At 34.4% G+C, this 21301-nt stretch carries 24 protein-coding genes and 1 riboswitch; of the genes, 16 read left to right on the top strand and 8 right to left on the bottom strand.

From position 1 onward, the window contains the following. Nucleotides 1-33: 33 nt before the first annotated feature. Nucleotides 34-606, bottom strand: coding sequence for a YitT family protein (locus NX902_RS05610; protein WP_341160597.1), 573 nt, complete (start codon nucleotides 604-606; stop codon nucleotides 34-36). A 701-nt stretch (nucleotides 607-1307) separates the two neighbouring features. On the opposite strand from NX902_RS05610, the gene NX902_RS05615 reads away from it, so the two are divergent. Further along, nucleotides 1308-1544 carry a hypothetical protein gene (locus NX902_RS05615; protein ID WP_341160598.1) on the top strand — a complete coding sequence of 79 codons (237 nt, stop codon included), beginning with the start codon at nucleotides 1308-1310 and terminating at the stop codon, nucleotides 1542-1544. Between the two features lie 92 nt (nucleotides 1545-1636). Here the strand turns inward: NX902_RS05615 and NX902_RS05620 are convergent, their stop codons facing one another. Both NX902_RS05620 and NX902_RS05625 read right to left on the bottom strand, forming a co-directional pair. Continuing rightward, nucleotides 1637-2635: an inorganic phosphate transporter gene (locus NX902_RS05620; protein ID WP_095330175.1), complete on the bottom strand. Its 999-nt coding sequence runs from the start codon at nucleotides 2633-2635 to the stop codon at nucleotides 1637-1639. 14 nt (nucleotides 2636-2649) lie between these two features. Further along, nucleotides 2650-3267 carry a DUF47 domain-containing protein gene (locus NX902_RS05625; protein ID WP_047942753.1) on the bottom strand — a complete coding sequence of 206 codons (618 nt, stop codon included), beginning with the start codon at nucleotides 3265-3267 and terminating at the stop codon, nucleotides 2650-2652. A 286-nt stretch (nucleotides 3268-3553) separates the two neighbouring features. Here NX902_RS05625 and NX902_RS05630 point away from each other — a divergent pair, with 286 nt between their 5' ends. From NX902_RS05630 to NX902_RS05645, 4 genes are all read left to right on the top strand, one after another. Next, a complete protein-coding gene (locus tag NX902_RS05630) occupies nucleotides 3554-3700 on the top strand; it encodes a hypothetical protein (protein WP_341122690.1) in 147 nt (48 codons plus the stop codon). A 117-nt stretch (nucleotides 3701-3817) separates the two neighbouring features. Continuing rightward, complete coding sequence (locus NX902_RS05635; RefSeq protein ID WP_095330177.1) at nucleotides 3818-4657, top strand: oxidoreductase; 840 nt, start codon at nucleotides 3818-3820, stop codon at nucleotides 4655-4657. A gap of 110 nt (nucleotides 4658-4767) precedes the next feature. Continuing rightward, the gene (locus NX902_RS05640; protein WP_095330174.1) at nucleotides 4768-5598 is read left to right on the top strand and encodes an aldo/keto reductase; all 831 of its coding nucleotides are present in this window, start codon (nucleotides 4768-4770) and stop codon (nucleotides 5596-5598) included. A 259-nt stretch (nucleotides 5599-5857) separates the two neighbouring features. Continuing rightward, the gene (locus tag NX902_RS05645; RefSeq protein ID WP_061797736.1) at nucleotides 5858-6112 is read left to right on the top strand and encodes a GlsB/YeaQ/YmgE family stress response membrane protein; all 255 of its coding nucleotides are present in this window, start codon (nucleotides 5858-5860) and stop codon (nucleotides 6110-6112) included. A 66-nt stretch (nucleotides 6113-6178) separates the two neighbouring features. On the opposite strand, the gene NX902_RS05650 is transcribed toward NX902_RS05645, so the two are convergent. After that, entirely contained in the window at nucleotides 6179-7102 is a 924-nt protein-coding gene (locus NX902_RS05650; RefSeq protein ID WP_095330173.1) for an RluA family pseudouridine synthase, read from the bottom strand. Between the two features lie 174 nt (nucleotides 7103-7276). Here NX902_RS05650 and NX902_RS05655 point away from each other — a divergent pair, with 174 nt between their 5' ends. Next, entirely contained in the window at nucleotides 7277-7684 is a 408-nt protein-coding gene (locus NX902_RS05655) for a DUF5365 family protein (protein WP_095330172.1), read from the top strand. 101 nt (nucleotides 7685-7785) lie between these two features. Here the strand turns inward: NX902_RS05655 and NX902_RS05660 are convergent, their stop codons facing one another. Both NX902_RS05660 and NX902_RS05665 read right to left on the bottom strand, forming a co-directional pair. Further along, nucleotides 7786-8259 (bottom strand): thioredoxin family protein, encoded by a 474-nt coding sequence (locus NX902_RS05660; RefSeq protein ID WP_095330171.1) that lies wholly within the window; start codon nucleotides 8257-8259, stop codon nucleotides 7786-7788. Next, entirely contained in the window at nucleotides 8256-8702 is a 447-nt protein-coding gene (locus tag NX902_RS05665) for a disulfide oxidoreductase (protein ID WP_095330170.1), read from the bottom strand. Before NX902_RS05665 ends, NX902_RS05660 begins: the two co-directional genes overlap by 4 nt. A gap of 210 nt (nucleotides 8703-8912) precedes the next feature. On the opposite strand from NX902_RS05665, the gene NX902_RS05670 reads away from it, so the two are divergent. Together NX902_RS05670 and NX902_RS05675 are read left to right on the top strand one after the other, a co-directional pair. Beyond that, a complete protein-coding gene (locus NX902_RS05670; protein WP_095330169.1) occupies nucleotides 8913-10451 on the top strand; it encodes a bifunctional GNAT family N-acetyltransferase/carbon-nitrogen hydrolase family protein in 1539 nt (512 codons plus the stop codon). A gap of 303 nt (nucleotides 10452-10754) precedes the next feature. After that, nucleotides 10755-12029 (top strand): IS110 family transposase, encoded by a 1275-nt coding sequence (locus NX902_RS05675; protein WP_047945042.1) that lies wholly within the window; start codon nucleotides 10755-10757, stop codon nucleotides 12027-12029. Nucleotides 12030-12525: 496 nt separating this feature from the next. Here NX902_RS05675 and NX902_RS05680 read toward each other — a convergent pair whose 3' ends face one another. Next, a complete protein-coding gene (locus NX902_RS05680) occupies nucleotides 12526-12771 on the bottom strand; it encodes a YhdB family protein (protein WP_061797721.1) in 246 nt (81 codons plus the stop codon). A gap of 205 nt (nucleotides 12772-12976) precedes the next feature. Between NX902_RS05680 and NX902_RS05685 the strand changes: the two genes are divergently transcribed. From NX902_RS05685 to NX902_RS05705, 5 genes are all read left to right on the top strand, one after another. Continuing rightward, nucleotides 12977-13981, top strand: a complete 1005-nt coding sequence (locus NX902_RS05685) for a M14 family zinc carboxypeptidase (protein WP_144546724.1) — start codon at nucleotides 12977-12979, stop codon at nucleotides 13979-13981. Between the two features lie 24 nt (nucleotides 13982-14005). Then, the gene (locus NX902_RS05690; protein ID WP_163186794.1) at nucleotides 14006-14338 is read left to right on the top strand and encodes a DUF3889 domain-containing protein; all 333 of its coding nucleotides are present in this window, start codon (nucleotides 14006-14008) and stop codon (nucleotides 14336-14338) included. Between the two features lie 146 nt (nucleotides 14339-14484). Next, nucleotides 14485-14586, top strand: a riboswitch (purine riboswitch). 191 nt (nucleotides 14587-14777) lie between these two features. Continuing rightward, on the top strand, nucleotides 14778-15233 hold the full coding sequence (gene tnpA / locus NX902_RS05695) for an IS200/IS605 family transposase (RefSeq protein WP_095330205.1): 456 nt from the start codon (nucleotides 14778-14780) through the stop codon (nucleotides 15231-15233). Nucleotides 15234-15434: 201 nt separating this feature from the next. Then, nucleotides 15435-16730: an NCS2 family permease gene (locus NX902_RS05700; protein ID WP_144546720.1), complete on the top strand. Its 1296-nt coding sequence runs from the start codon at nucleotides 15435-15437 to the stop codon at nucleotides 16728-16730. A gap of 245 nt (nucleotides 16731-16975) precedes the next feature. Next, complete coding sequence (locus NX902_RS05705; protein WP_163186796.1) at nucleotides 16976-17773, top strand: aminoglycoside adenylyltransferase domain-containing protein; 798 nt, start codon at nucleotides 16976-16978, stop codon at nucleotides 17771-17773. Between the two features lie 294 nt (nucleotides 17774-18067). Here NX902_RS05705 and NX902_RS05710 read toward each other — a convergent pair whose 3' ends face one another. Then, on the bottom strand, nucleotides 18068-18817 hold the full coding sequence (locus tag NX902_RS05710) for a tautomerase family protein (RefSeq protein ID WP_328283652.1): 750 nt from the start codon (nucleotides 18815-18817) through the stop codon (nucleotides 18068-18070). 110 nt (nucleotides 18818-18927) lie between these two features. Here NX902_RS05710 and NX902_RS05715 point away from each other — a divergent pair, with 110 nt between their 5' ends. The 3 genes from NX902_RS05715 (at nucleotide 18928) to NX902_RS05725 (ending at nucleotide 21184) form a co-directional block, all read left to right on the top strand. Then, nucleotides 18928-19809, top strand: a complete 882-nt coding sequence (locus NX902_RS05715; protein ID WP_047942737.1) for a LysR family transcriptional regulator — start codon at nucleotides 18928-18930, stop codon at nucleotides 19807-19809. Between the two features lie 462 nt (nucleotides 19810-20271). Beyond that, on the top strand, nucleotides 20272-20826 hold the full coding sequence (locus tag NX902_RS05720) for a TetR/AcrR family transcriptional regulator (protein ID WP_047942735.1): 555 nt from the start codon (nucleotides 20272-20274) through the stop codon (nucleotides 20824-20826). Between the two features lies 1 nt (nucleotide 20827). Then, nucleotides 20828-21184: a DMT family transporter gene (locus tag NX902_RS05725; protein ID WP_047942879.1), complete on the top strand. Its 357-nt coding sequence runs from the start codon at nucleotides 20828-20830 to the stop codon at nucleotides 21182-21184. The last annotated feature ends 117 nt before the right edge of the window (nucleotides 21185-21301 follow it).

A 21301-nucleotide genomic window follows, 5' to 3' on the forward strand; every position in this document is an offset into this window, starting at 1 on the left:
GCAAGTGGAAGGAGAGGTAATAGCTACCTCTCCTTACTTTATAGGGGAGTTTTTAGATAATAAAGTTGTAAACACAGCCACACAGAAAATAGTTAAGAAAGAAGCTAAAAAAGTTGTCGGCCCAACTATTTTATAGCCGCTGGCTAAAACGATCCCATCTATTAGAAAAATGATGAAGCCTACCTGAATAGAAAGGATCTTTGATAGGACTTGGGCAAGGAGATCAGTCCCTCCAGTGCTGGTCTCAAATCGAAGCATTACGCCAATCCCTATGCCGATAATCACTCCACCCAAAATCGCACTTAATACAAGCTTCAGTGAAAATAAACCACGTAAAAAAGATAGGAAATCAATAGAGATGGAGGAAGCAAGGAAGCCAATTATGCCATAAATAAAGTATTTTCTATTATAAAACCACACCACAATATATAATGGAATGCTTAAAAGAATCATAGACAGACCTGTGGGAATCTCGTAGTGATAGTGAAGAATAAGGCCGATTCCAATTATACCCCCATCTAACAGATGATGTGGGACTAAAAATCCATTTACCCCAATGCCTATTAATAAGCTCCCTACAAATATCGCCGCTATTTTTTCTATCACTAAACATCATCCTATCTATTCCTTGTCCACTCATCTTATACATATGTTTAAAAACGTGAACATAGAAGAACTTAATCGGACAAGCAGGATGAAAATTGATCGAGCAATTGGGAATATGGAAGTTAGAAGTAAGATAGGAAAAAGTACTACTTTTGCTATTAAATTCTATAAACTGGTGATTTAGCGAAATAAAATAACAGAAGATTGCGAGCATTTATTTGCTGCAAGAAAAAAAGGTGTTCATAAAGAGAATGAAAGCCAGAAAGAGCTCGGCTGTAAGAAAAAGTGGTATTCATAAAGGGAATGAAAGCCAGAAAGAGCTCGTCTGTAAGAAAAAGTGGTGTTCATAAAGGAAATGAAAGCCAGAAAGAGCTCGGCTGCAAGAAAAAAAGGTGTTCATAGAGGGAATGAAAGCCAGAAAGAGCTTGGCTGTAAGAAAAAGTGGTGTTCATAAAGAGAATGAAAGCCAGAAAGAGCTCGGCTGTAAGAAAAAGTGGTATTCATAAAGGGAATGAAAGCCAGAAAGAGCTCGGCTGTAAGAAAAAGTGGTGTTCATAAAGGAAATGAAAGCCAGAAAGAGCTCGGCTGCAAGAAAAAAAGGTGTTCATAGAGGGAATGAAAGCCAGAAAGAGCTCGGCTGTAAGAAAAAGTGGTGTTCATAGAGGGAATGAAAGCCAGAAAGAGCTCGGCTGTAAGAAAAAGTGGTGTTCATAGAGGGAATGAAAGCCAAAAACTGCTTGGCTGCAAGAAAAAGTGGTGTTCATAAAGGAAATGAAAGCCAGAAAGAGCTCGGCTGCAAGAAAAAAAGGTGTTCAATCAAAGAATGTGCACAAGCTCATCATAAAATACACACAAAAAGCTACGAACTATTTAAAGTAACTAAAAGTGGCTTTTTTTTCTTAGATATCAGTTCTCTTCCAGCACTTTTTAACTTTTAAAGGGTCGCTTTAAATAAGAAAAACATCTTTACCCAATTAGGTGAAGATGTTTCTTATGGCCATTTATTAAGCCGTATATGATAATTTTTTACTTAAAAAAAGAAATGCAGGATATAGTAACAAATTGCAGCGATACTTGCTGAAATTGGCAATGTAATAACCCATGTAATAATCATTCGTTGTGCTGTTCCCCATTTAACTCCTTTTAAGCGATGCGCAGAACCAACACCGAGAATAGAAGAAGAGATAACATGGGTTGTACTAACTGGAAGGTGAATTAAGGTCGATCCGAAAATGATCATTGCTCCTGATAAATCAGCTGCTACCCCATTTACTGGTCGAATTTTCATAATATTTCCACCAACGGTTTTGATAATTCTCCAGCCACCTACAGAAGTCCCTAGTCCCATTGCAGTAGCACAGGCAAATTGTACCCAAAATGGCACCTCACCAGTTGAAACATAATTATTAGCTAATAAAGCCATCGTAATAATCCCCATGGCTTTTTGAGCATCATTTGTACCATGTGTATAAGACTGCAATGCTGCTGTGAATATTTGGAAATAGCGAAAACGTCTATTTGTTTTTGTTAAATTTAAATCCCTAAAAAAGAATTTAAAAATGGAGTAAATAGTAAAACCAACAATAAAGGCGATGATAGGCGAAAGAATCAATGCCTCAATGATTTTAATAAACCCAGTATAATTAAGGGAGGAGAAACCAGAAGAAGCAATTGCTGCTCCAGCGATTGATCCAATAATTGCATGGGAAGAACTACTCGGTATTCCAAAATACCAAGTAACTAAATTCCAGATGATAGCAGAAATCAATGCTGCAAGGATAACGAGAGAACCATTTGTTAATTGAAAAGGATCTACGATTCCTTTTGTAATTGTCTTTGCCACACCAGTAAAGGTCATCGCACCAATAAAGTTCATACATGCTGCCATAATAATGGCGTGCTTTGGTTTTAGTGCTTTTGTTGATACTGCAGTAGCAATGGAATTGGCTGTATCATGAAAGCCATTAATAAAATCAAATGCTAAGGCAAAGACAACGATTAAAATTGTAAGTATTAATAATGTATTCATTGGAAAAAGACTCCTTATGCGTTCTTCATAATGATACTTTCAAGTGTGTTGGCAACACTTTGACAGTAATCAGCGATATCCTCAAGATTTTCATACACTTCTTTATATTGGATAATACGAATCGGATCTTTTTCGACAGAGAAAAGGTTTTTAATCGATTGTCGTAAAATGCCATCACATTTTGATTCGTGATCTTTAATTCTAATTGCATATTCTCTAATTTTAGGTAATTTTTTAGTTGTAAGTAAATCTACTGCTTTATCAATTTCTACTGCACAGTTTTTGATTTCTTCCACAAAACGCAGCATATATTCATCTGCACTAATGATATTGTACATTTCGAAAAGTGCAGAAGTACTCTCAAGACCATCTAAAACATCATCCATACTCATTGTAAGAGCTAGAATGTCTTCTCTTTCAATCGGCGTAATAAAGGCTTTATTTAATTCTGTGATAACTTCATGAACATATGTATCACCTTTTGTTTCAATTTCCTTCATTGTTTCAGAAAAAGTTTTTAAATCGCTAACATTTGTTAGCTTATAGTCAGCAAAAAAGTCTGCTCCTTCTTTTAAATTTGAAGCGATATTTTTTAACATAACAGCAAACTTATCTTGTTTTTTAAAAACCATTATGGTTACCTCCATTAATATATAACAAATTATGACTAAGCCTTACATATTTTATAGGAAAGTTGTCGAATAGCATAGTATTTTGAAAAGAAATTTACAAAAACTTAATATTTGGTTTACAAACTTTTAAGAAAACTACATTACTTTTTTACAATATTTTCATTAATTTAATAATTTTCTCCAGGAAATTGAGTGCTTTTTCATAGCTCTATCCTAATATTGTGTCCAATTCTATATATAATAAAGTAATAGCAAAATGTCCAAATAAGAAGGAGAGCCACTGTTAATGATGAAATTATTATTATTCGAGAAAGATATGGCTTATAGGAAGAGAACAGAATCCCATAAACAAGTTCTATATATTACAATGGACATTACAGGAACTACGATTATCGAGAAGAAAGGAGATTCCTTATTAGGAGGGGAAGATTAAGTCCAATCCACTCTGTGAATCAAAAAGTTTTAATATAGAAAAGAAGCGTTAATAAGAACAACAGTCAATATAATGTCCATGTGAAGATAAGAATATGTGGCAGGAAAAGGGGAAAAAGTGGAGAAAAAAGTAGTCCTCATAACAGGAGCAAATAGTGGATTTGGGAAATGGATGACAATAGAATTTGCAAAAGCGAACTATACAGTTATAGCATCGATGAGAGATAGGAATAAAAGTAGGCAGTTGGTAGAAGAAGCAACAAAAATGGGGATAATCTCTAATATAGACATAGTTTCTTTAGATATTACTTCTGAGCAATCAGTAGAAAACTTAAGTTTATATGTACAGAGAATAGGCCAGATTGACTTACTGATAAATAATGCCGGCTATGCAGGAGCCGGTTTTTCAGAGGAGATATCAATCGAAGAATATCAACGTCAGCTGGATACGAATTTTTTTGGAGCGATTCGTGTAACGCAATGTATTCTTCCGCTTATGAGAAAGCAGCGGAGAGGAATGATTATTAATATAAGCAGCATAAGTGGCGAAATTGGATTTCCAGGCTTATCCCCATATGTTTCCTCTAAATTTGCACTAGAAGGATGGAGTGAGGCCTTGAGATTGGAGTTAGCTCCATTTTCTATTCCAGTCGTTCTAGTAGAGCCTGGTTCTTTTCAAACAAATATTTGGACAACAGGGAAGCAAATTGCTGAAAAATCTACCTTGTCTTCTTCACCTTATTATTCGTATATGAAACAGCTCGATACATATTTACATAATAGCAGCAAAAAAAATGGAAATCCAAGGTTGGTAGCTGAAAAGGTAGTTTCTATTGCAAAGAAAAAACATCCAAGATTACGTTATGTAGTTGGAAAAGGAACAAAAGGTACAATCTTTTTCAAGCATATTGTGCCATGGAAGTGGTGGGAGAAAATCGTTCTATATATTTTAAAATAAAAATATATTAGGAAGCAGGCAATTTTTTAAAAGGAATAATTCATATTTATAGAGAAGTATTCAAATAAGTGTTATTATATGGATAATTCTGATTTTTGGAGGTGTTTTGTTTGGTCAATAGCATCGAACAGAAAGTGACGCTACATAATGGAGTAGAAATACCACAATTAGGGATTGGTGTCTTTAAAGTAGAAGAGGGAGACACCGTATTCCAAACAGTAAAAACTGCTTTGGATCTTGGTTATCGTTCTATTGATACTGCTGCCATTTATAAGAATGAAGAAGGAGTAGGCAGAGCGATAAAAGAAAGCGCTATCCAAAGAGATGAGTTATTTGTTACTACTAAAGTATGGAATGATGATCAAGGATATGATTCCACTTTAAGAGCATTTGAAACGAGTTTGAAAAAATTAGACTTAGACTACCTAGATTTATATTTAATTCATTGGCCAGGAAAAGATAAATATGTGGAAACATGGAAAGCACTTGAGAAATTATATAAAGAAGGATTAGTTAGAGCTATTGGTGTAAGTAATTTTCATGAACATCATTTAGAACATTTACTTGCAAATGCAAATGAGAAGCCAACTGTTAACCAGATTGAATTACATCCAAGGCTTTCCCAAGAGAGCGTAAGAGAATATTGCAAGAAAAAAGATATCAAAGTGGAAGCATGGTCGCCGATTGCCAAAGGTCGGTTAGTAAATGAACCGACACTTAATTATATTGCGAAAAAGCATGAGAAAACCCCTGTTCAAGTTATTTTACGCTGGCATCTGCAACATGGAAATATTATAATTCCTAAGTCTGTTCATCCAGAAAGAATCAAAGAAAATGCAGAGATATTTGATTTTCAACTAAGCTTAGTGGAAATGGATCAAATCGATCGCTTAAATATGAATGAAAGACTTGGCAGTAATCCAGATGAATTATTATTTTAATTAAATTTAAAGACTATAAAACGGAACAAACAAAAGGTCTGCGCCTAATTAATTAGGCGTAGATTTTTTGTTAGGAAGCACTTAAATGAATCTTCTTAAAACAATGAATGTAATAGTTATGTTTAAAAGACTCAAAGGGTGGTAAATATAAGTACAAGCAGATAGTGAAAATAAACCGTACGGAAAAATCATTGCTGCAGCATGTTTTTCACTATCTCATTGAAAAATATCAACACTATAAGAAAAAGGAGTGTTAAATATGGGATTTTTATGGTCATTAATAATAGGTGGTATTATAGGATGGTTAGCAGGATTAATTACTGGTAAAGATATTCCTGGTGGAGTTATTGGTAATATTATTGCCGGTTTTGTTGGAGCTTGGTTAGGATCATTAATTTTAGGAGATTGGGGTCCATCCATTGCTGATTTCGCCATTATTCCGAGCATTATCGGTGCAGTCGTTTTAGTATTTATTCTAAGCCTGATTATGCGTGGTATGCGTAAAACAACATAAAGTATAGAGAAAAAAGGAAATGAGCTTTCTTAAGCCATTTCCTTTTTTTTGTTGAAAACATGCCCTTTAACTTAGCAATTCTTCCCAATCTTCATTAGGGAATATCGGCGGATTGTCTAATGGCGGAGCAAAGACTGTAATTTGTTCCTGCGAGATAGGGTGGGTGAATTGAATTTTCGCCGCGTGAAGTGCTTGTCGATGGAACATTGGTTTCCCGCCATAAAGTTTGTCTCCGGCAAGGGGATGCTTAATGGAGCTTAAATGGACTCTAATCTGATGTGTTCTGCCCGTGTCTAAAGTGCAAGAGATAAGGGTTAAATCTTCAGACGGCAGCCGCTTGATTCGTTTAAAATGGGTGATTGCCTGTTGGCCTGTTTCTGAAATTCTTCGACGGCTGCTATGATGTCGATCTTTCCCAATCGGCTTATTAATCGTTCCTTTTTTCTGTGCTAAAAAACCCTCAATAAGAGCGATATACGTTCTTTTAATTTTTCTTTCTCTTAATAGATAATCAAGCATGTTAGCGACTAAATCGTGTTTGGCAAAAAGAATACACCCGGTAGTATCCCGATCCAATCTGTGGATATGCTTTAATTGTCTTTCTTCTCCACTTAATAATAGATGATAGGCCACACCATTTAATAAGGAAGAAGTATCTTCGGGAGAATGAGGATGGGTATCGATGGAATCAGGTTTGTTTACGACTAAAAGGAAATCATCTTCATAAAGAATAGAAAGATCCATATAAATTGGGATAATGTTGTTAGGCTGCTGCTGAAAGAGATTAATTTTTAAAATATCTTCCTGCTTAAGCATGGAATTCCATGGAACATTTTGGTTATTTAATTGAACTTTTTTCTCCATTTTAAATAGATGAATTTGCTTTTTTGAAGCAAGTAAAACCTGTGAAAAGAACTCCTCGATCGATAATCCTTCCCATTGCACAGGGATTTTAAGCAGTAGCCAGTCTCCTTTTCTTTCATATATCATACATAAAATCTCCTTTGTTTTTTATACGAATGAATGATAAAAGTGTCTTAAATATAACTTAGTTATCATATCATGGTTTTAATTACCACAGAAATGGTTTTTGGGGATATGTTAGACTATGGGTAACAGTTAGGTTGTGTAAATTTATAAGAAATAAAGAGGGTGTTTCATTTCATGAAAGTCGTATTTGCATCAACACCAACACAAGAGGAAAGAATTAATGAGTTGATTCAGACCTTTTATTCGAAGGTATTTCCTTTTTACTTTTCAGATGAGGAAATTAATCAATTCGAACGATTAAAGGTTTTAGCTATTACTCCAGAAAAAGCGCAGTTATTAAGCACATTAAAAACATCTTATCAAGTAATTGCCAGTCTTCAAACCCTTGTGAACATATTGGAGGATCCAGAGAATAAGCACAAATATAAACAAGTTTTTGCAAAAAATGTCCACATTCTCGAGGAATTGGATATATTCTTTCCCTTCCATTTAGATAATTTTAGATCAAGCAGTAACGGGGATTCCTGCAATCAAGTGAATTTTAGTATGTATGCAGAGGCAAATAATTCATACTTACTTTAATTTTTTCTAACTTCCTATTGCTTATTCTTTAGGAAAGGAAAAAGGCCATCGCAGTCAATAGAAAGACGATGGCCTTTTTTATACAAAATTTTTTAGCACCCTTATTTTTTCACACTGTATTCTTCGAGCCACTGTTTAAAGACTGCAGGTTCTTTGTAGCCATTAATTCTGCTTACTTCTTTTCCATTTTTGTATTGGACAATAGTAGGAGTTGACTCGATATTGTATTTATCCCAGCCTTCCTCAAATTCCAATAAATTATATTGATCAATCGATACATTTAATTCTTTTGCAAGTGGCATTAATTCAGGAGTAGTTTTTAAACAATATTGACATTCTGAACTAAAGAAATAGACGGTCACATCTTCCTCGTTTTTTAATTTTTCCTCGAGTTCATCAGGAAGGATGATATTTTGGTAATTAGGATTCTCTAATAATTCAACTGTAGCTGGCTCCAGATCTGCTTTCTTATAGATATTGCCTTCCACAGCTTTTTCTTTTTTCATATGAGATAAAAAAGCTACCCCAGCAAATAAAATAATAATAAAGACAAGGAAAAACAGGACTTTTTTCATTCATTCATCTCCTTTGTTTTTTTCCAAATAATAAGGCTGCAAGTAAAGATAATGATAAATCCAATTAGCGCCATAAAGGGGATCGTGATAAAACCTAACCAATTTATGTACTCACCTGTGCAAGAAACTGGTCCGCAGGCTGATGACGATTCAAAGATGCTAGCTAACTTTTGGATGGAATAGTGATAAATGGAAACACATGCGCCAATCCCAGAAAGAATCATGGTATAAAAGCTGATTTTGTAATCTTTTCGAATTACCGCAATTCCTAAAATAATCACAAACGGGTACATTAAAATACGCTGATACCAACACAAAGTACATGGAACAAATTCTCTAATTTCGGAAAAGTAGAGACTGCCAAACATGCTGAGGACAGCTGCAATCCATGCCAAATATAAAATGTTCTCCCGTGAATCCTTTTGCTTTGTTTTTTCCTCCATAAGATTCTCCTTTATTGTGTTTATTGATTCCTAAAATTGATAGAAATATTTTCACTATAAAAAAAGTATAAAGGTAATCGGAATTGATGTAAACAAACTAGAATTCCAAAAGGAGAGAGATTATATCTGAAAAAAATGGGGAAATGTAAAAATAGTAAATAAAATGTAGAGTATGGATTAAGAAGATCATACATAAGGGAGTAAAATAGTATGCCAAAATTGGATTTATCGAAATTTGAGAAAAAACTCATTATCCGAAACACAGAATTTCAGGATATTGATAAAATCATGAAGCTTCAAGCGGAGTGCTTTCCAGGCATGGATCCGTGGACAAAGGATCAATTAAGAAGCCATATTGAGATTTTTCAAGAAGGACAATTTGTTGCAGAATATGATGGGGAAATTATTGGATCATGCTCTAGCTTGATTATAAATTTTGACGAATATGATGCCCGCCATACATGGGATGAAGTGACAGATGGCGGATATATCACAAATCATAATCCCCATGGCTATAATCTTTATGGAATTGAGGTAATGGTAGATCCAGAATACCGAAGAATGAAAATAGGACACCGTCTTTATGAAGCGAGAAAAGAGTTAGTGCGTCAGCTGAATTTACAAAGTATTATCATTGGCGGTAGAATACCGAATTATTATAAATATGAAGACCAAATGACAGCAAGAGAATATGTTCAAGAAGTACTTCATCATAAAATATATGATCCAGTACTGTCCTTTCAATTATTAAATGGTTTTACGTTAATGCGGATTAATCCAAATTACTTACCAGATGATGCCCAATCGAAAAGCTATGCAACGATTATGGAATGGAACAATGTAGAATACATGCCAAAATCTAAACGTTTTTTCAAAAGCAGTTATCCTGTGCGGATTTGCGTTGTTCAATATAAGATGAGACAGATAAAGAGTTTTGAGGATTTTGCCAATCAGGTAGAGTATTATACAGATGTAGCATCCAATGGGGAATCAGATTTTGTTGTATTTCCTGAATTGCTTACATCGCAATTAATGTCGTTTATGGATGAACGTGTTCCAAGTACGGCTATTAGAAAGGTAACAGAATATACAGAGCAGTATATTGAGCTTTTCACTAATTTAGCAATTCGCTATAACATTAATATTATCGGTGGTTCTCATTTTGTGAAAGAAGATGATGAAGAAATTTATAATATTGCCTATCTTTTTAGACGTGATGGCACGATTGAGAAACAATATAAATTACATATAACGCCTAATGAGCGGAAATGGTGGGGGATAAGACGAGGAGATGCCGTCAGGGTTTTTGATACAGATTGTGGGAAAATTGCGATTCAAATTTGCTATGATATTGAATTTCCAGAGCTAGCCCGGATTGCAACCGATATGGGGGCGAAAATTATTTTTACCCCGTTTTGTACAGAAGATCGCCAAGGTTATTTACGTGTCCGGTATTGTGCGCAAGCTCGAGCTGTAGAAAACCAAGTTTATACGGTGATTGCTGGGACTGTCGGTAATTTACCACAAACAGAAAATATGGATATTCAATATGCCCAATCGGCTATCTTCGCGCCATCTGATTTTGAATTTGCACGAGATGGGATTGTTGGGGAAACAAACCCAAATATAGAAATGGTTATGATCGGAGATGTAGATTTAGAAATACTAAGAAGACAACGACAAAGAGGAACAGTCCGCCAATTAAAAGATAGACGCTTTGACGTATACCGAATTGAATATAAGAAGTAATCAATTATAGATGTAATATGAAATGAACAGGTAAAACCACGACTGAAGAGTCGTGGTTTTACCTGTAGACAAACTAATCTCTTTGAATTATTAGGATGTTGCTTTCCGCTTCGGGGGTTCGCTTTCCGTGGGGCTCGCGCTGAACCGCGGTCTGCTTACAGCCTGCAGGGTCTCAGACTGTCTCGCTAATCCCACAGGAGCATTCCTGTGGGATTAGTTTCTGTGGTATTTCACAAAAAAAGATCCTCCTTTATGATGCTAATATTGAGACCAATCAACACAGCGTCAGAAGGAGAATCTATTATGAATAATACCCGTAATCACCGTTTAAATCAAGTGTCTACTTCCACTTTAATCATTGGAATTGACATTGCTAAAAATACACACTATGCATGTGCGGTGGACGATCGAGGGGTTGAGTTAAGTACCTCTTTTTCTATCCACCAGTCTCATCATGGTTTTCATCAATTTTATCTCAAGCTTCAAAATCTAAAGGCAATTCATCAAAAGGATGATTTATTGATTGGATTCGAGCCTACTGGGCACTATTGGATGAATTTAGCTGCTTTTCTTACCCAAAATGATATTCGTTTTGTCATGGTCAATCCTCTACATGTGAATCGTTCCAAGGAGTTGGATGATAACTTACAAACGAAGAATGATAAGAAGGATGCGAGAGTCATTGCTAAACTAATAACCAATGGATACTTTAGTGATCCTCGTCAAATAGAAGGAATAGAAGCAGAGCTTAGAGAAGGTTCCTCTATTCGGTGGAATCTGAAAAAGGACATTTCGAAAGTGAAGAATCGTATCATTCGCTGGACGGATCGTTACTTTCCTGAATTTAAAGTAGCATTTAAAGATTTAGGGCTGAATGCATGTGCCATATTAAAACATACCCCTTTACCAGTAGACTTAATGGAAAAAGAAATCGAGGAGTTAGTCCTTTTATACTTGGAAAAGGAAAAACTAAAGTATCCAGCAAGACCTAAAATAGCACAACTAAAGAGAGTGGCGGTACAATCTATTGGATTAACAGAAGGCTCCAATATGGCTCGTATAGAAATTTACTCTTTAATTACTCAATACGAACTTCTGACAAAGCAATTAGAACAGGTAAATGAAAGTTTAAAGACACTAGCAGAGCAACAAGCGGAATATCATTATTTATTATCAATCCCTGGCATTGGGGAAACTACCGTTATAGATTTACTAGCAGAAGTGGGTTCTCTCAAGCATTATAAACATCCACGCCAACTTATTAAATTAGCGGGATTAACCTTACGAGAGAACTCTTCTGGAAAGATGATTGGACAAAAGCGAATCTCCAAAAGAGGGAGAAGAAAGCTGCGAGCCCTTCTCTATCGTGCTGTCTTGCCTTTGATTAGAAATAATGAAACCTTTTATGATTTATATCAGTATTATATCTCTAGAAAAGAAAACCCTTTGAAGAAGAAAGAAGCATTAGTCGTTCTATGTAATAAAATGTTAAAGATTTTTCATGGACTTTGTCAGCAAGAAGTACTGTTTGATAAGGAGCGAATGAGACAAGATCTCTCTATCCTCCAACCCAAATAAAAATCTATAAGACGGTTATATTCAAAAAGATGACAGGAAAGCTGGCTTTTAGAGAGACTTACGACTTAGAGTCCATACAGGAGCATGATGCCAGCCTCTGCCTTATGATGAGACCAAACGAAGGAATGTAAGCGCGCGACGCTAAGAGACATGGGAGGGTACGTCCTCATAAGAAGAGTAGAGATACCGGATGCATCTAATAGTGTATATTTGTCAATAAATCCCTATTGGCTCTAGCGTCGCGTCCACTTACTTACCAAATATTATAATTAATGGAATAGTTAGTTAAAATATGATTCAAAGAGTTTTCCTAAAAAAATATTGGACTAAAAAAATAACGCTGTAAACGTTGGTATATCAACTTTCCTCGAGGGAGTCTCACCCCCTCCACTCCAATCAACACATAAAAATGTAATTCTTACTTCGCCAATATCTTTTTGTCGACAAACTCAAACCACGACTGAAGTGTCGTGGTTTTTTGGTGGGATTCTATCTATTACATGGTAGTTGTGTGAATCCATTCTTCTTCGGCTAAATCGTTGGCGTGATCGATGTAGCGTAATAAGGAATATAAATGTTTTTCTATGACTGAATAATCATGTTCAAAGTTGTAGGCATGCAGAAATTGTTCAATTTTTTTTGAGAGAAAGTTATCATGGGTTCTTACCATCAATATGAGAAGATTATCCCACTCTGATCGATGAGTATAGTATAGGGCTCGATCATAATCTGTTTTGTTCATCTTTATGCCTCCTTATGTGGGAAGGAGATGATTATATTATATGGATAAAGGTAAGAATGTTACCCACTAAAAGTTGGCTATATTGATTTAAAAGGGTTTTCTGTTTTTACCTGTATAATTCTTGTGGTTTCATGTGAGAATAAATTCAACGTAATATGAATAAGGACTCCTATATATCCACAATATAAAGAAAAAAGGGGTTATTATGAAAAGGCGACTTATTATTATTCTAACTGCAATCTCAGTCTTTCTTTGTGTAAATACAAAGGAGTCCTATGCGAAATCAGTTGTTGATACGAGTGAAGTGTATACATACGAAAACTTTCAAGATGATGTTTGGATTTTAAAAAGTAAATATAAGAAACAGCTCCAAGTCCATGCGATTGGAAAATCAGAATTTGGTCGAAAAATTTATGCGATTCAAATAGGGACAGGAAAGAAAAGTATCCTTTTGTCAGGTGCACATCATGGAAGGGAATGGATTACTTCTTTATTAACGATGAAAATGGCAGAGGATATTGCAGGGACAATAAAGAATGGAGACAATTTTCTTGGTTCCTATTCGATTTGGATTGTACCAATGATCAATCCAGATGGAGTCACCATTCAACAGGGGAAAATCAACAAATTTCCGTTTTTCTCGAAAAGAAAAATAAAGAAGATGAATGGCGGCCTAAATGATTTTACGCGTTGGAAAAGTAATGGGCTAGGAGTGGATCTAAATCGACAATATCCTGCTGGATGGGAGTATATAAAGGATTCCAAAAAAGAACCTTTTTATAAAAATTATAAAGGGAAAGCTCCATTTGAAGCAAAAGAGGTACAAGCCATTGTCGAGTTAACAGAAAAAATAAAACCAACGATTGCGGTTGCTTACCATTCTTCTGGTCAGGAGATTTTTTGGCAATATAATAATGGAGTGAATGAGGACAGAGATCGGATGATTGCAGAAGTTCTCGCAAAAGAAACTGGGTACAAGCTTGGGGTTCCACCTAAAGACGCCGTAGGGGGTGGATTTACAGATTGGTTTATTACGACCTATCATTTACCCGCATATACAATTGAAATATGTCCATTGGTAGATGAGCGCCACCCTTCCTTGACAAACTTTTCTAAAGAATGGGCCAGAAATAAAACCATTCCCAGAACGCTGATTGAGGAAGCCAAAAAAATAGATGCGATACATAAAAAAATGCTGGGAGATTCATAATAAGAAAAAACATTGGAGGTAAATATGAAGACTAAATCTTTATCCGTTCTTATTGTTACCATATCAGTATTAGTTATGGTATTTATGTTTCCATCCCATCATTTAGCTGTCCAGGAGTTAGATTATAAGAAATTTGGGACTGTTGAAATGGCTGTAGTAAAGGCAGATTATCCAGAAGAGTCTGTAACTGATTATAAATATTTAGGGCGCAAAAAAATATCTCCGCAAGAAGAACAAGATTCCTTTCAATTTCTCGTAAAAGAGGGTGGAAAGGAAAAAACAGTTATTGTTGCGGTGAATCATAATACAAAAAATGATAAATTCATCTCCTTAGTAGTAGAAGAAGCAAAGCCATAAAAAAGACCGAAATGGTCTTTTTTATGGCTTTTTCCGAGTTGGTTTGCTTTCAATTCTCAGTATTTTGCATTTGTTACTAGACAATTCTATTCCAATTTATACTATTGACATAATAAATTAATCTTGTTATCATTCTCCTATTGTTTTTAAAAAGAATAGATAGACCTTGTATAAATTCAAGAATATGGCTTGAAAGTTTCTACCAGCTACCAATAAATAGCTTGTCTACAAGGAATGGGAATTTTATAACATTTTTATTCCGTTTTGTAGAAAAGCTTTGACCAAATAAGGGTCAAAGTTTTTTTTATTACTCTTTTTAAACCACAGGCTCTGCCTGTGTGAAAATAAAACTTGTAGAGTCGTATTAGAAAAAAACTCCAATCGTTATAATAGAAGATGGCCGTCAAACCAACTTCAAATAACGAGAGGAGTTCTGCTCATGTCGAGCGACAATAGTTTATCACATACAAGATGGAATTGTAAGTATCATATCGTATTTATTCCCAAATACAGAAGGAAAGTAGTATATGGGAAATTAAGAAAAGATATAGGTGCTATATTGAGAAAACTATGTGAAATGAAAGATGTAGAAATAATGGAAGCACATGCCATGCCAGATCATATACACATGCTGGTAAAAATACCACCGAAAATGTCTGTTTCGTATTTCATGGGATATTTAAAAGGTAAAAGTTCATTGATGATCCATGATAGACATGCAAATTTAAAATATAATCATGGAAATCGAACGTTTTGGGCGAAAGGATATTACGTAAGTACGGTTGGATTAAACGAAAAAACAATTGCAAAGTATATACGAGAGCAAGAAGCAGAGGACCGTTTGCGAGATAATATGAGCAAACGAGAATACGTCGATCCATTTAAAGATAAGTAGGGAGAGTAAACGGTTGGCGGTCAATTTAGAGGTCCCTTTAGGGGCTTCGTTGGTAAAGTGCCCTTATAGGGCGAAATTAAAACCGCCGGTTCTACCGGCGGATACTTACTATCTAATGGGAAAATAAAATGAATTAGTGGTAAAACTAATCTTAGAATCACTCCCTATCGATCTATAATTTAGCAAATAGGAGACTACAACATGAGAGACTTTTTTAAATTTGCAGAACGGAACACTTCTTATGCGCAGGAAACACTTGCAGGAATAACAACTTTCCTATCGATAGCATATATATTAGTTGTAAATCCAATTATCTTAAGCCAATCCGGAATGGATAGCGGTGCTGTATTCACAGCAACTGCGCTCACGGCGATTATCGGAACATTACTTATAGGTTTACTTGCTAACTTTCCAATCGCAATTGCACCTAGTATGGGCCTGAATTCGTTCTTCACTTTTTCTGTATGTATTGGAATGGGAATAGAATGGCAGGTCGCTTTAACGGGTGTTTTTGTTGCAGGAATCATTTTTATGTTATTAAGTTTAATGAAAATCCGCGAGAAGATCATTAATATCATTCCAGCGAGTTTAAAGCATGCAATCGCTGCTGGAATTGGATTTTTCATTACGTTTATTGGGTTGAAAAATGGCGGAATTATTATTGGCAATCCAGATACATTTGTCTCGATTGGTGATTTAACGTCCCCTATGACCCTGCTGGCAATTATAGGTCTTGTCATTACAATTGTTATGTTAGTACGCGGCATTAACGGCGGGATTTTTTATGGCATGGTCATTACTACGATTGTGGGAATGATTTTTGGATTAATAGAAGTTCCTTCTTCGGTTGTTGGAGATATACCAAGCCTTAAACCAACATTTGGTGTTGTATTTTCTCATTTAGATGAGATTTTTACGCCAGAAATACTGACAGTTATCTTTACCTTTTTAATTGTTGCCTTCTTTGATACTGCAGGTGCATTAATTGCCTTAACTAGTCAAGCTGGAATGATGAAGGATAATAAGATTCCTAATATCGGTAAAGGGCTGCTTGCCGATTCTGCTGCCGGTGCCATTGGGGCTATTTTAGGCACATCGACACCTGCAACGAGTGTTGAATCTTCGGCAGGTATTGCTGTCGGAGGAAGAACAGGCTTTACGTCTGTCGTCATTGCAGCTTGTTTTGTAATCGCATTGTTCTTTTCACCACTTGTTGCCGTTATTTCAGTGGAAGTTACAGCTGCTGCATTAATTGTGGTAGGGGCATTAATGGCCATGGAAATTAGGAGAATAGACTGGACGAAGTTAGAAATTGTCATTCCATCCTTTTTAACAATTATTATGATGCCTCTTACTTCTAGTGTGGCAATCGGGATTGGATTAGGATTTGTTTTTTATCCAATATGTTTAGTATCACAAAAGCGTTATAAAGAAGTTCATCCAATTATGTATGTACTTTGCTTGTTATTTATTTTATACTTTGCTTTTATCGTGTGAAGCTTTAAGTAGGGAAGGATGATAAAATATCATACAGTATATGCATTGAAAGAAAAAGGATAGAAGAGTGGAAGGAATTCGCTCTATCTATCCTTTTTTTGTACAATATTCTTATTTCCCCACAGAACAGCAATATGATAGTTGTAAATGTTTACATTGGCGATAGTTAGTATTAATATTAACTAAAATTACTATTTTTAACAAATAAGCATATTGGTAACGGAGTAAGAACAGGGGGGAGAAAGATGGGGGATGTTTGGAAAACATGTTCTTCAGAAGTGAAGGATTTTGTCTTTCATCTAAATAAAAGTATGAAGGAAATTATAAAAGACAATTACCTTGGTTTTTATATACATGGTTCTTTGGCTATGGGAGGATTTAATCCTAAAAGCAGCGATGTGGATGCTTTGGTTATTACGCATCAATCATTAGAAGTAGAAGATAAAAGAAAATTAGCGCGGTTCTTATTAGGTTATTCCAATTCTCCATATCCCATTGAAATAAGTTTTCTAAATACGGATCAATTACGGCATTGGCAGCATCCATCTGCATTTGACTTCCATTATAGTGAGTTTTGGAGAGAACGCTTCGAAAGAGATTTGTTAAATGGTACCTATCAGTATCTAAATAGTGACATTCATTCAGATGCCGATTTAGCAGCTCATTTAACGATTACTTATCAAAGAGGCATCTGTGTAGAAGGTAAACCTATAAAGGAAGTATTTCCTTTAGTTCCAAGCGCAGATTATATATCGTCCATACTAGGTGACTATTACGATTGTTTGGAAAATATCGAAAAAGACCCCATTTATTGTTCGTTAAATTTAATAAGAGTATTTTGGTATCTTAAAGAAGGAGTCGTTTCCTCGAAGCAAGAAGCTGGTAATTGGGGGCTTAAAACTTTCCCTAAGGATGTAAGGACCATCATTCGTAAAGTCGTCGATTCTTATAATAATGGAAATGGTACTAATACTTTTGAGAAAGACGAACTTGTCTCATTAAGAGATTATATTGCTGATAAGGTTCAAAAACTATTAAGCTAACGAATGTTTATAGGGGAGATTAACTGCTAATCATGCATCTTCGATTATGTTATACAAAATGAAAATATCTTTGGATACATAGGAAAGAATGGGGAACTTTAGCTATAAAAAAAACTATTAAGTTACGTTATTGATAAGAGCTAATTGGTAGCAGGATTATAATTTCCAATGGAGAATCTTACAAATAATCAATCTAGCAAAATAGATAAAATAAGTATGGCTTTTTTTTATAAATAGAATGTTTACAATAAAAGTGTGTTGAACTATGCTCAACACACTTTTAGCCAATACAGATTATGATGAAAATACTTTTTTTGCTGCATCCAGTGCAGAAGTTGACTTAGGCCAACCAGTATAGAAGGCAAGGTGCGTAATTAACTCGATTATTTCATCTTCTTTGATTTTATTTTCCATCGCTAAATTGATGTGAAATGGTAATTGTTCTATGTTACCTGCTGTAATTAAGGAAGAAAGCGTAATTAGACTTCTATCTCGCATCGATAAGTTTTTTCTCTTCCATAAATCACCGAAAAGCACACTTTCAGTATAGTCTACAAATGCAGGAGCTAAATCTCCTAGCGTATTTCTAATATTTGATTTTATTTCTTTCTTAGATAAATGATTTTCTTTTATTATGGTAGTAGCAGCGTTCCAATTAGTAACCATCTGTGCTTCTCCCATACCAAATGACCAATTTTCCAATGGAGTCTCATTAAGAATGATAAAAACATTTTCTTTAGTTACAATATTTTTTTCACTAAGATTATCAGTTAGTGTATGGTATAGATTCCTCTTTTGCTCAATAGTTCTGCCTATTCCGCATGTAATTTGAATATACAAAAGTTTTTTAGTTCTTTTGGCATTGATTAAATAGTGGGAATTGAAATGGAACTGTTCTTTTTTGTGTGAATCAAATACTTGAAAAAAATAATCATATGGGACATTAAATTCTTTGATTAGAGAATTCATTATTTGTGTACTAATAAATTGTAATTCCTTCTTATTATATTGCTCTTCAAGATAACTAATTTTAATAAATGGCATATTATATCCTCCTCTATCTTATTAATATCATTGTAGTTTATAACTCTTGATCTATATAATTGAATTAATTGAATAACATAATTCGATAATTTCGATAAAGAGGGAAGATAATGGATTTAAAAGAACTAATTACTTTTCAAACGATACTAAGACAAGGGACATTTTCAAAAGCTGCAGAATCACTGCATTATGCACAATCAACAATTACGAATCAAATTCAAAGATTAGAAAAGGAATTGGGAATTAGCCTTTTTTATAGAGGATGGGAGGCTGAGTTAACACCTGCTGGGAAAATATTTGCGGAAGAAGTTGATGATCTTATCAACCATTGGAAGTTTGTTACGGAGCAGGCAAAGGCAATACAAAAAGAAGAAGTTGGAACTATTAATATAGGGATTATTGACTCAATAACGAATATAGTACCAAGTATTCTAGCTCGATTTAGTAGGGAAAAGCCTAAAATCGTTTGCAACTTTGTGGTAGGAAATACAAATTCTTTAGCAGCAGCTCTGGAGAAAAATGAAATAGACTTTGCCATATGTGCAGAAATTGCTGGACAGTTTCCATATACATTTGAATCTTTATATGAAGAGAAGCTAGCATTTATAGTCTCCAATATACACCCTTTCGCTAATAAAAGTAGAATGTACAGCTTAGAAGAGCTGTGCGATTATCCAATTGTTACAGGAGGAAAGAACTGCATTTATCAGTTAAAGTTAGAAAAAGAATTACTAACTATTTCTAAAAAGCCCTTTTGCTATACAATTAGCCAATTATCGATAATCCCACAGTTTATTATATCAATAGATGGAGCAATAGGCGTAATTGTCTCTTCCATGCCTATTCCCGACAACTGTAAAAAATTAGATGTAGAGATTAACAATTCAGATATTAAGATAGGTATTATGAGAAATTTGAGGTATGATAACATGACTTCTTCCAAACAATTACTTTTAAACTACTTAATAGAAAGCCTTTCAAGAGTTAAATAAAGGGAGAGGTGCGTTTAAAGATAATCATTCACTTAATATGATGAGATAATTAGTATTTTTTAAGGTATTTCTTTATTAACAAATAAAGAAATCCGTACATGATAAATAACTGTTCTTTATATATTCAAGGGATAATAATTGCAAATATGAACAAGGGACCATCTAATATTTGATGGTTTCTTTTAATGATCAAATTTGATTAGCTATTAAGATAGGTTTTAACTGAAGGTGGATTGTACGATTGAAATTGTTCTATGAAGACGCTGGCTCAGAATCATTCATAAGTAGAAGTTCTTGTTTATTTATTTGACTAAATAATGCAGCGCCTCTCATTCCGGAAATAGAGTTCGAGTATTTGTCATTATTACATTTTATAAAACTATTGTGCAATTTTAGATATTATACTATACTGGTACCAATAAAACCGAATGAGTTTCATTCGTATTGGTAGGAGGTCTGTTTTTGCATAATAGAATTATTGATGAAACAATTAGATTGATTCAAGTAAAAGGATTTAGTTTTACAGTGAGTGAGTTAGCTGCTAATTTAGGAACAAGCAAACGAACAATTTATCAATACTTTTCTTCAAAAGATCAGATTGTTGACGAGATTATCGAAAAACTTATTCATAGTATAAAGCAAAATGAACAAGAGATTGTTATGGATGAGAATACAAATGTGTTAGATAAGATTAAACTTATCCTTTGTAGTACTCCTGAAGAGTTCGGGATTATGGATATTCGCTTATTGTCCGATTTAAAAAAGCACCATTTTCAACAATGGGAGAAATTAGATATTTTCCTAAGAGAAGAATGGTCAACTGTTCTTACTTTGATGAAGCAAGGGATAAAACAAGGAAACCTTCGAGATATTAATCTAGATATCTTTATTGAGTTGTATCTAGGTGCTATAAATCAAATTTATGTTTCGCAAAGCTCATTAACAATTAAAGAAAAATTAGAAGCAGTTATGGATATATTGTTGAATGGCATTTCGAAATATAAGGAAGGTGATTAATATTTCTTGGCTATATTTATGTTTGGCAATAGTATTTGAGGTTGCTGGTACAACAAGTATGAAATTATCTGAAGGCTTAACAAAGTTATTACCAAGTATTTTATTAATATTCTTCTATCTAAACAGTTTAGTATTTTTAACGTTGGCATTAAAGACGATCGAAATCTCTGTGGCTTATGCAATCTGGTCAGGTATAGGAATCCTAATTATTTCAATTATTGGAGTATATTATTTTAATGAGAGTTTAAGTCTTGTGAAAATAACTGCGATTTTTCTTATTATTATCGGCGTTGTAACTCTTAACTTTACTGTCGATCATAGTGAAGCATCTGATCACAAGTCTCAGATGAGCGAGTAGTTATACTAGTTATTCAAATTTTATCCTATTTTACTTCTATTACCTGTAGGAATGAACTCTTATAATTGTTTATTGTAACTGTGACTACATTTGGTCTTATTTCAGCAGTAAAGAAAT

The sequence above is a fragment of the Niallia sp. FSL W8-0954 genome, assembly GCF_038005605.1.
Taxonomy (GTDB): domain Bacteria; phylum Bacillota; class Bacilli; order Bacillales; family Cytobacillaceae; genus Niallia; species Niallia circulans_A.

Coding starts and splice junctions, on each gene's coding strand:
- NX902_RS05700 (WP_144546720.1), top strand. CDS start 15,435: ATGAGAGACTTTTTTAAATTTGCAGAACGGAACACTTCTTATGCGCAG.
- NX902_RS05645 (WP_061797736.1), top strand. CDS start 5,858: ATGGGATTTTTATGGTCATTAATAATAGGTGGTATTATAGGATGGTTA.
- NX902_RS05710 (WP_328283652.1), bottom strand. CDS start 18,817: ATGCCATTTATTAAAATTAGTTATCTTGAAGAGCAATATAATAAGAAG.
- NX902_RS05680 (WP_061797721.1), bottom strand. CDS start 12,771: ATGAACAAAACAGATTATGATCGAGCCCTATACTATACTCATCGATCA.
- NX902_RS05705 (WP_163186796.1), top strand. CDS start 16,976: ATGGGGGATGTTTGGAAAACATGTTCTTCAGAAGTGAAGGATTTTGTC.
- NX902_RS05620 (WP_095330175.1), bottom strand. CDS start 2,635: ATGAATACATTATTAATACTTACAATTTTAATCGTTGTCTTTGCCTTA.
- NX902_RS05690 (WP_163186794.1), top strand. CDS start 14,006: ATGAAGACTAAATCTTTATCCGTTCTTATTGTTACCATATCAGTATTA.
- NX902_RS05625 (WP_047942753.1), bottom strand. CDS start 3,267: ATGGTTTTTAAAAAACAAGATAAGTTTGCTGTTATGTTAAAAAATATC.
- NX902_RS05670 (WP_095330169.1), top strand. CDS start 8,913: ATGCCAAAATTGGATTTATCGAAATTTGAGAAAAAACTCATTATCCGA.
- NX902_RS05675 (WP_047945042.1), top strand. CDS start 10,755: ATGAATAATACCCGTAATCACCGTTTAAATCAAGTGTCTACTTCCACT.
- NX902_RS05660 (WP_095330171.1), bottom strand. CDS start 8,259: ATGAAAAAAGTCCTGTTTTTCCTTGTCTTTATTATTATTTTATTTGCT.
- NX902_RS05650 (WP_095330173.1), bottom strand. CDS start 7,102: ATGATATATGAAAGAAAAGGAGACTGGCTACTGCTTAAAATCCCTGTG.
- tnpA (WP_095330205.1), top strand. CDS start 14,778: ATGTCGAGCGACAATAGTTTATCACATACAAGATGGAATTGTAAGTAT.
- NX902_RS05655 (WP_095330172.1), top strand. CDS start 7,277: ATGAAAGTCGTATTTGCATCAACACCAACACAAGAGGAAAGAATTAAT.
- NX902_RS05715 (WP_047942737.1), top strand. CDS start 18,928: ATGGATTTAAAAGAACTAATTACTTTTCAAACGATACTAAGACAAGGG.
- NX902_RS05630 (WP_341122690.1), top strand. CDS start 3,554: ATGATGAAATTATTATTATTCGAGAAAGATATGGCTTATAGGAAGAGA.
- NX902_RS05665 (WP_095330170.1), bottom strand. CDS start 8,702: ATGGAGGAAAAAACAAAGCAAAAGGATTCACGGGAGAACATTTTATAT.
- NX902_RS05685 (WP_144546724.1), top strand. CDS start 12,977: ATGAAAAGGCGACTTATTATTATTCTAACTGCAATCTCAGTCTTTCTT.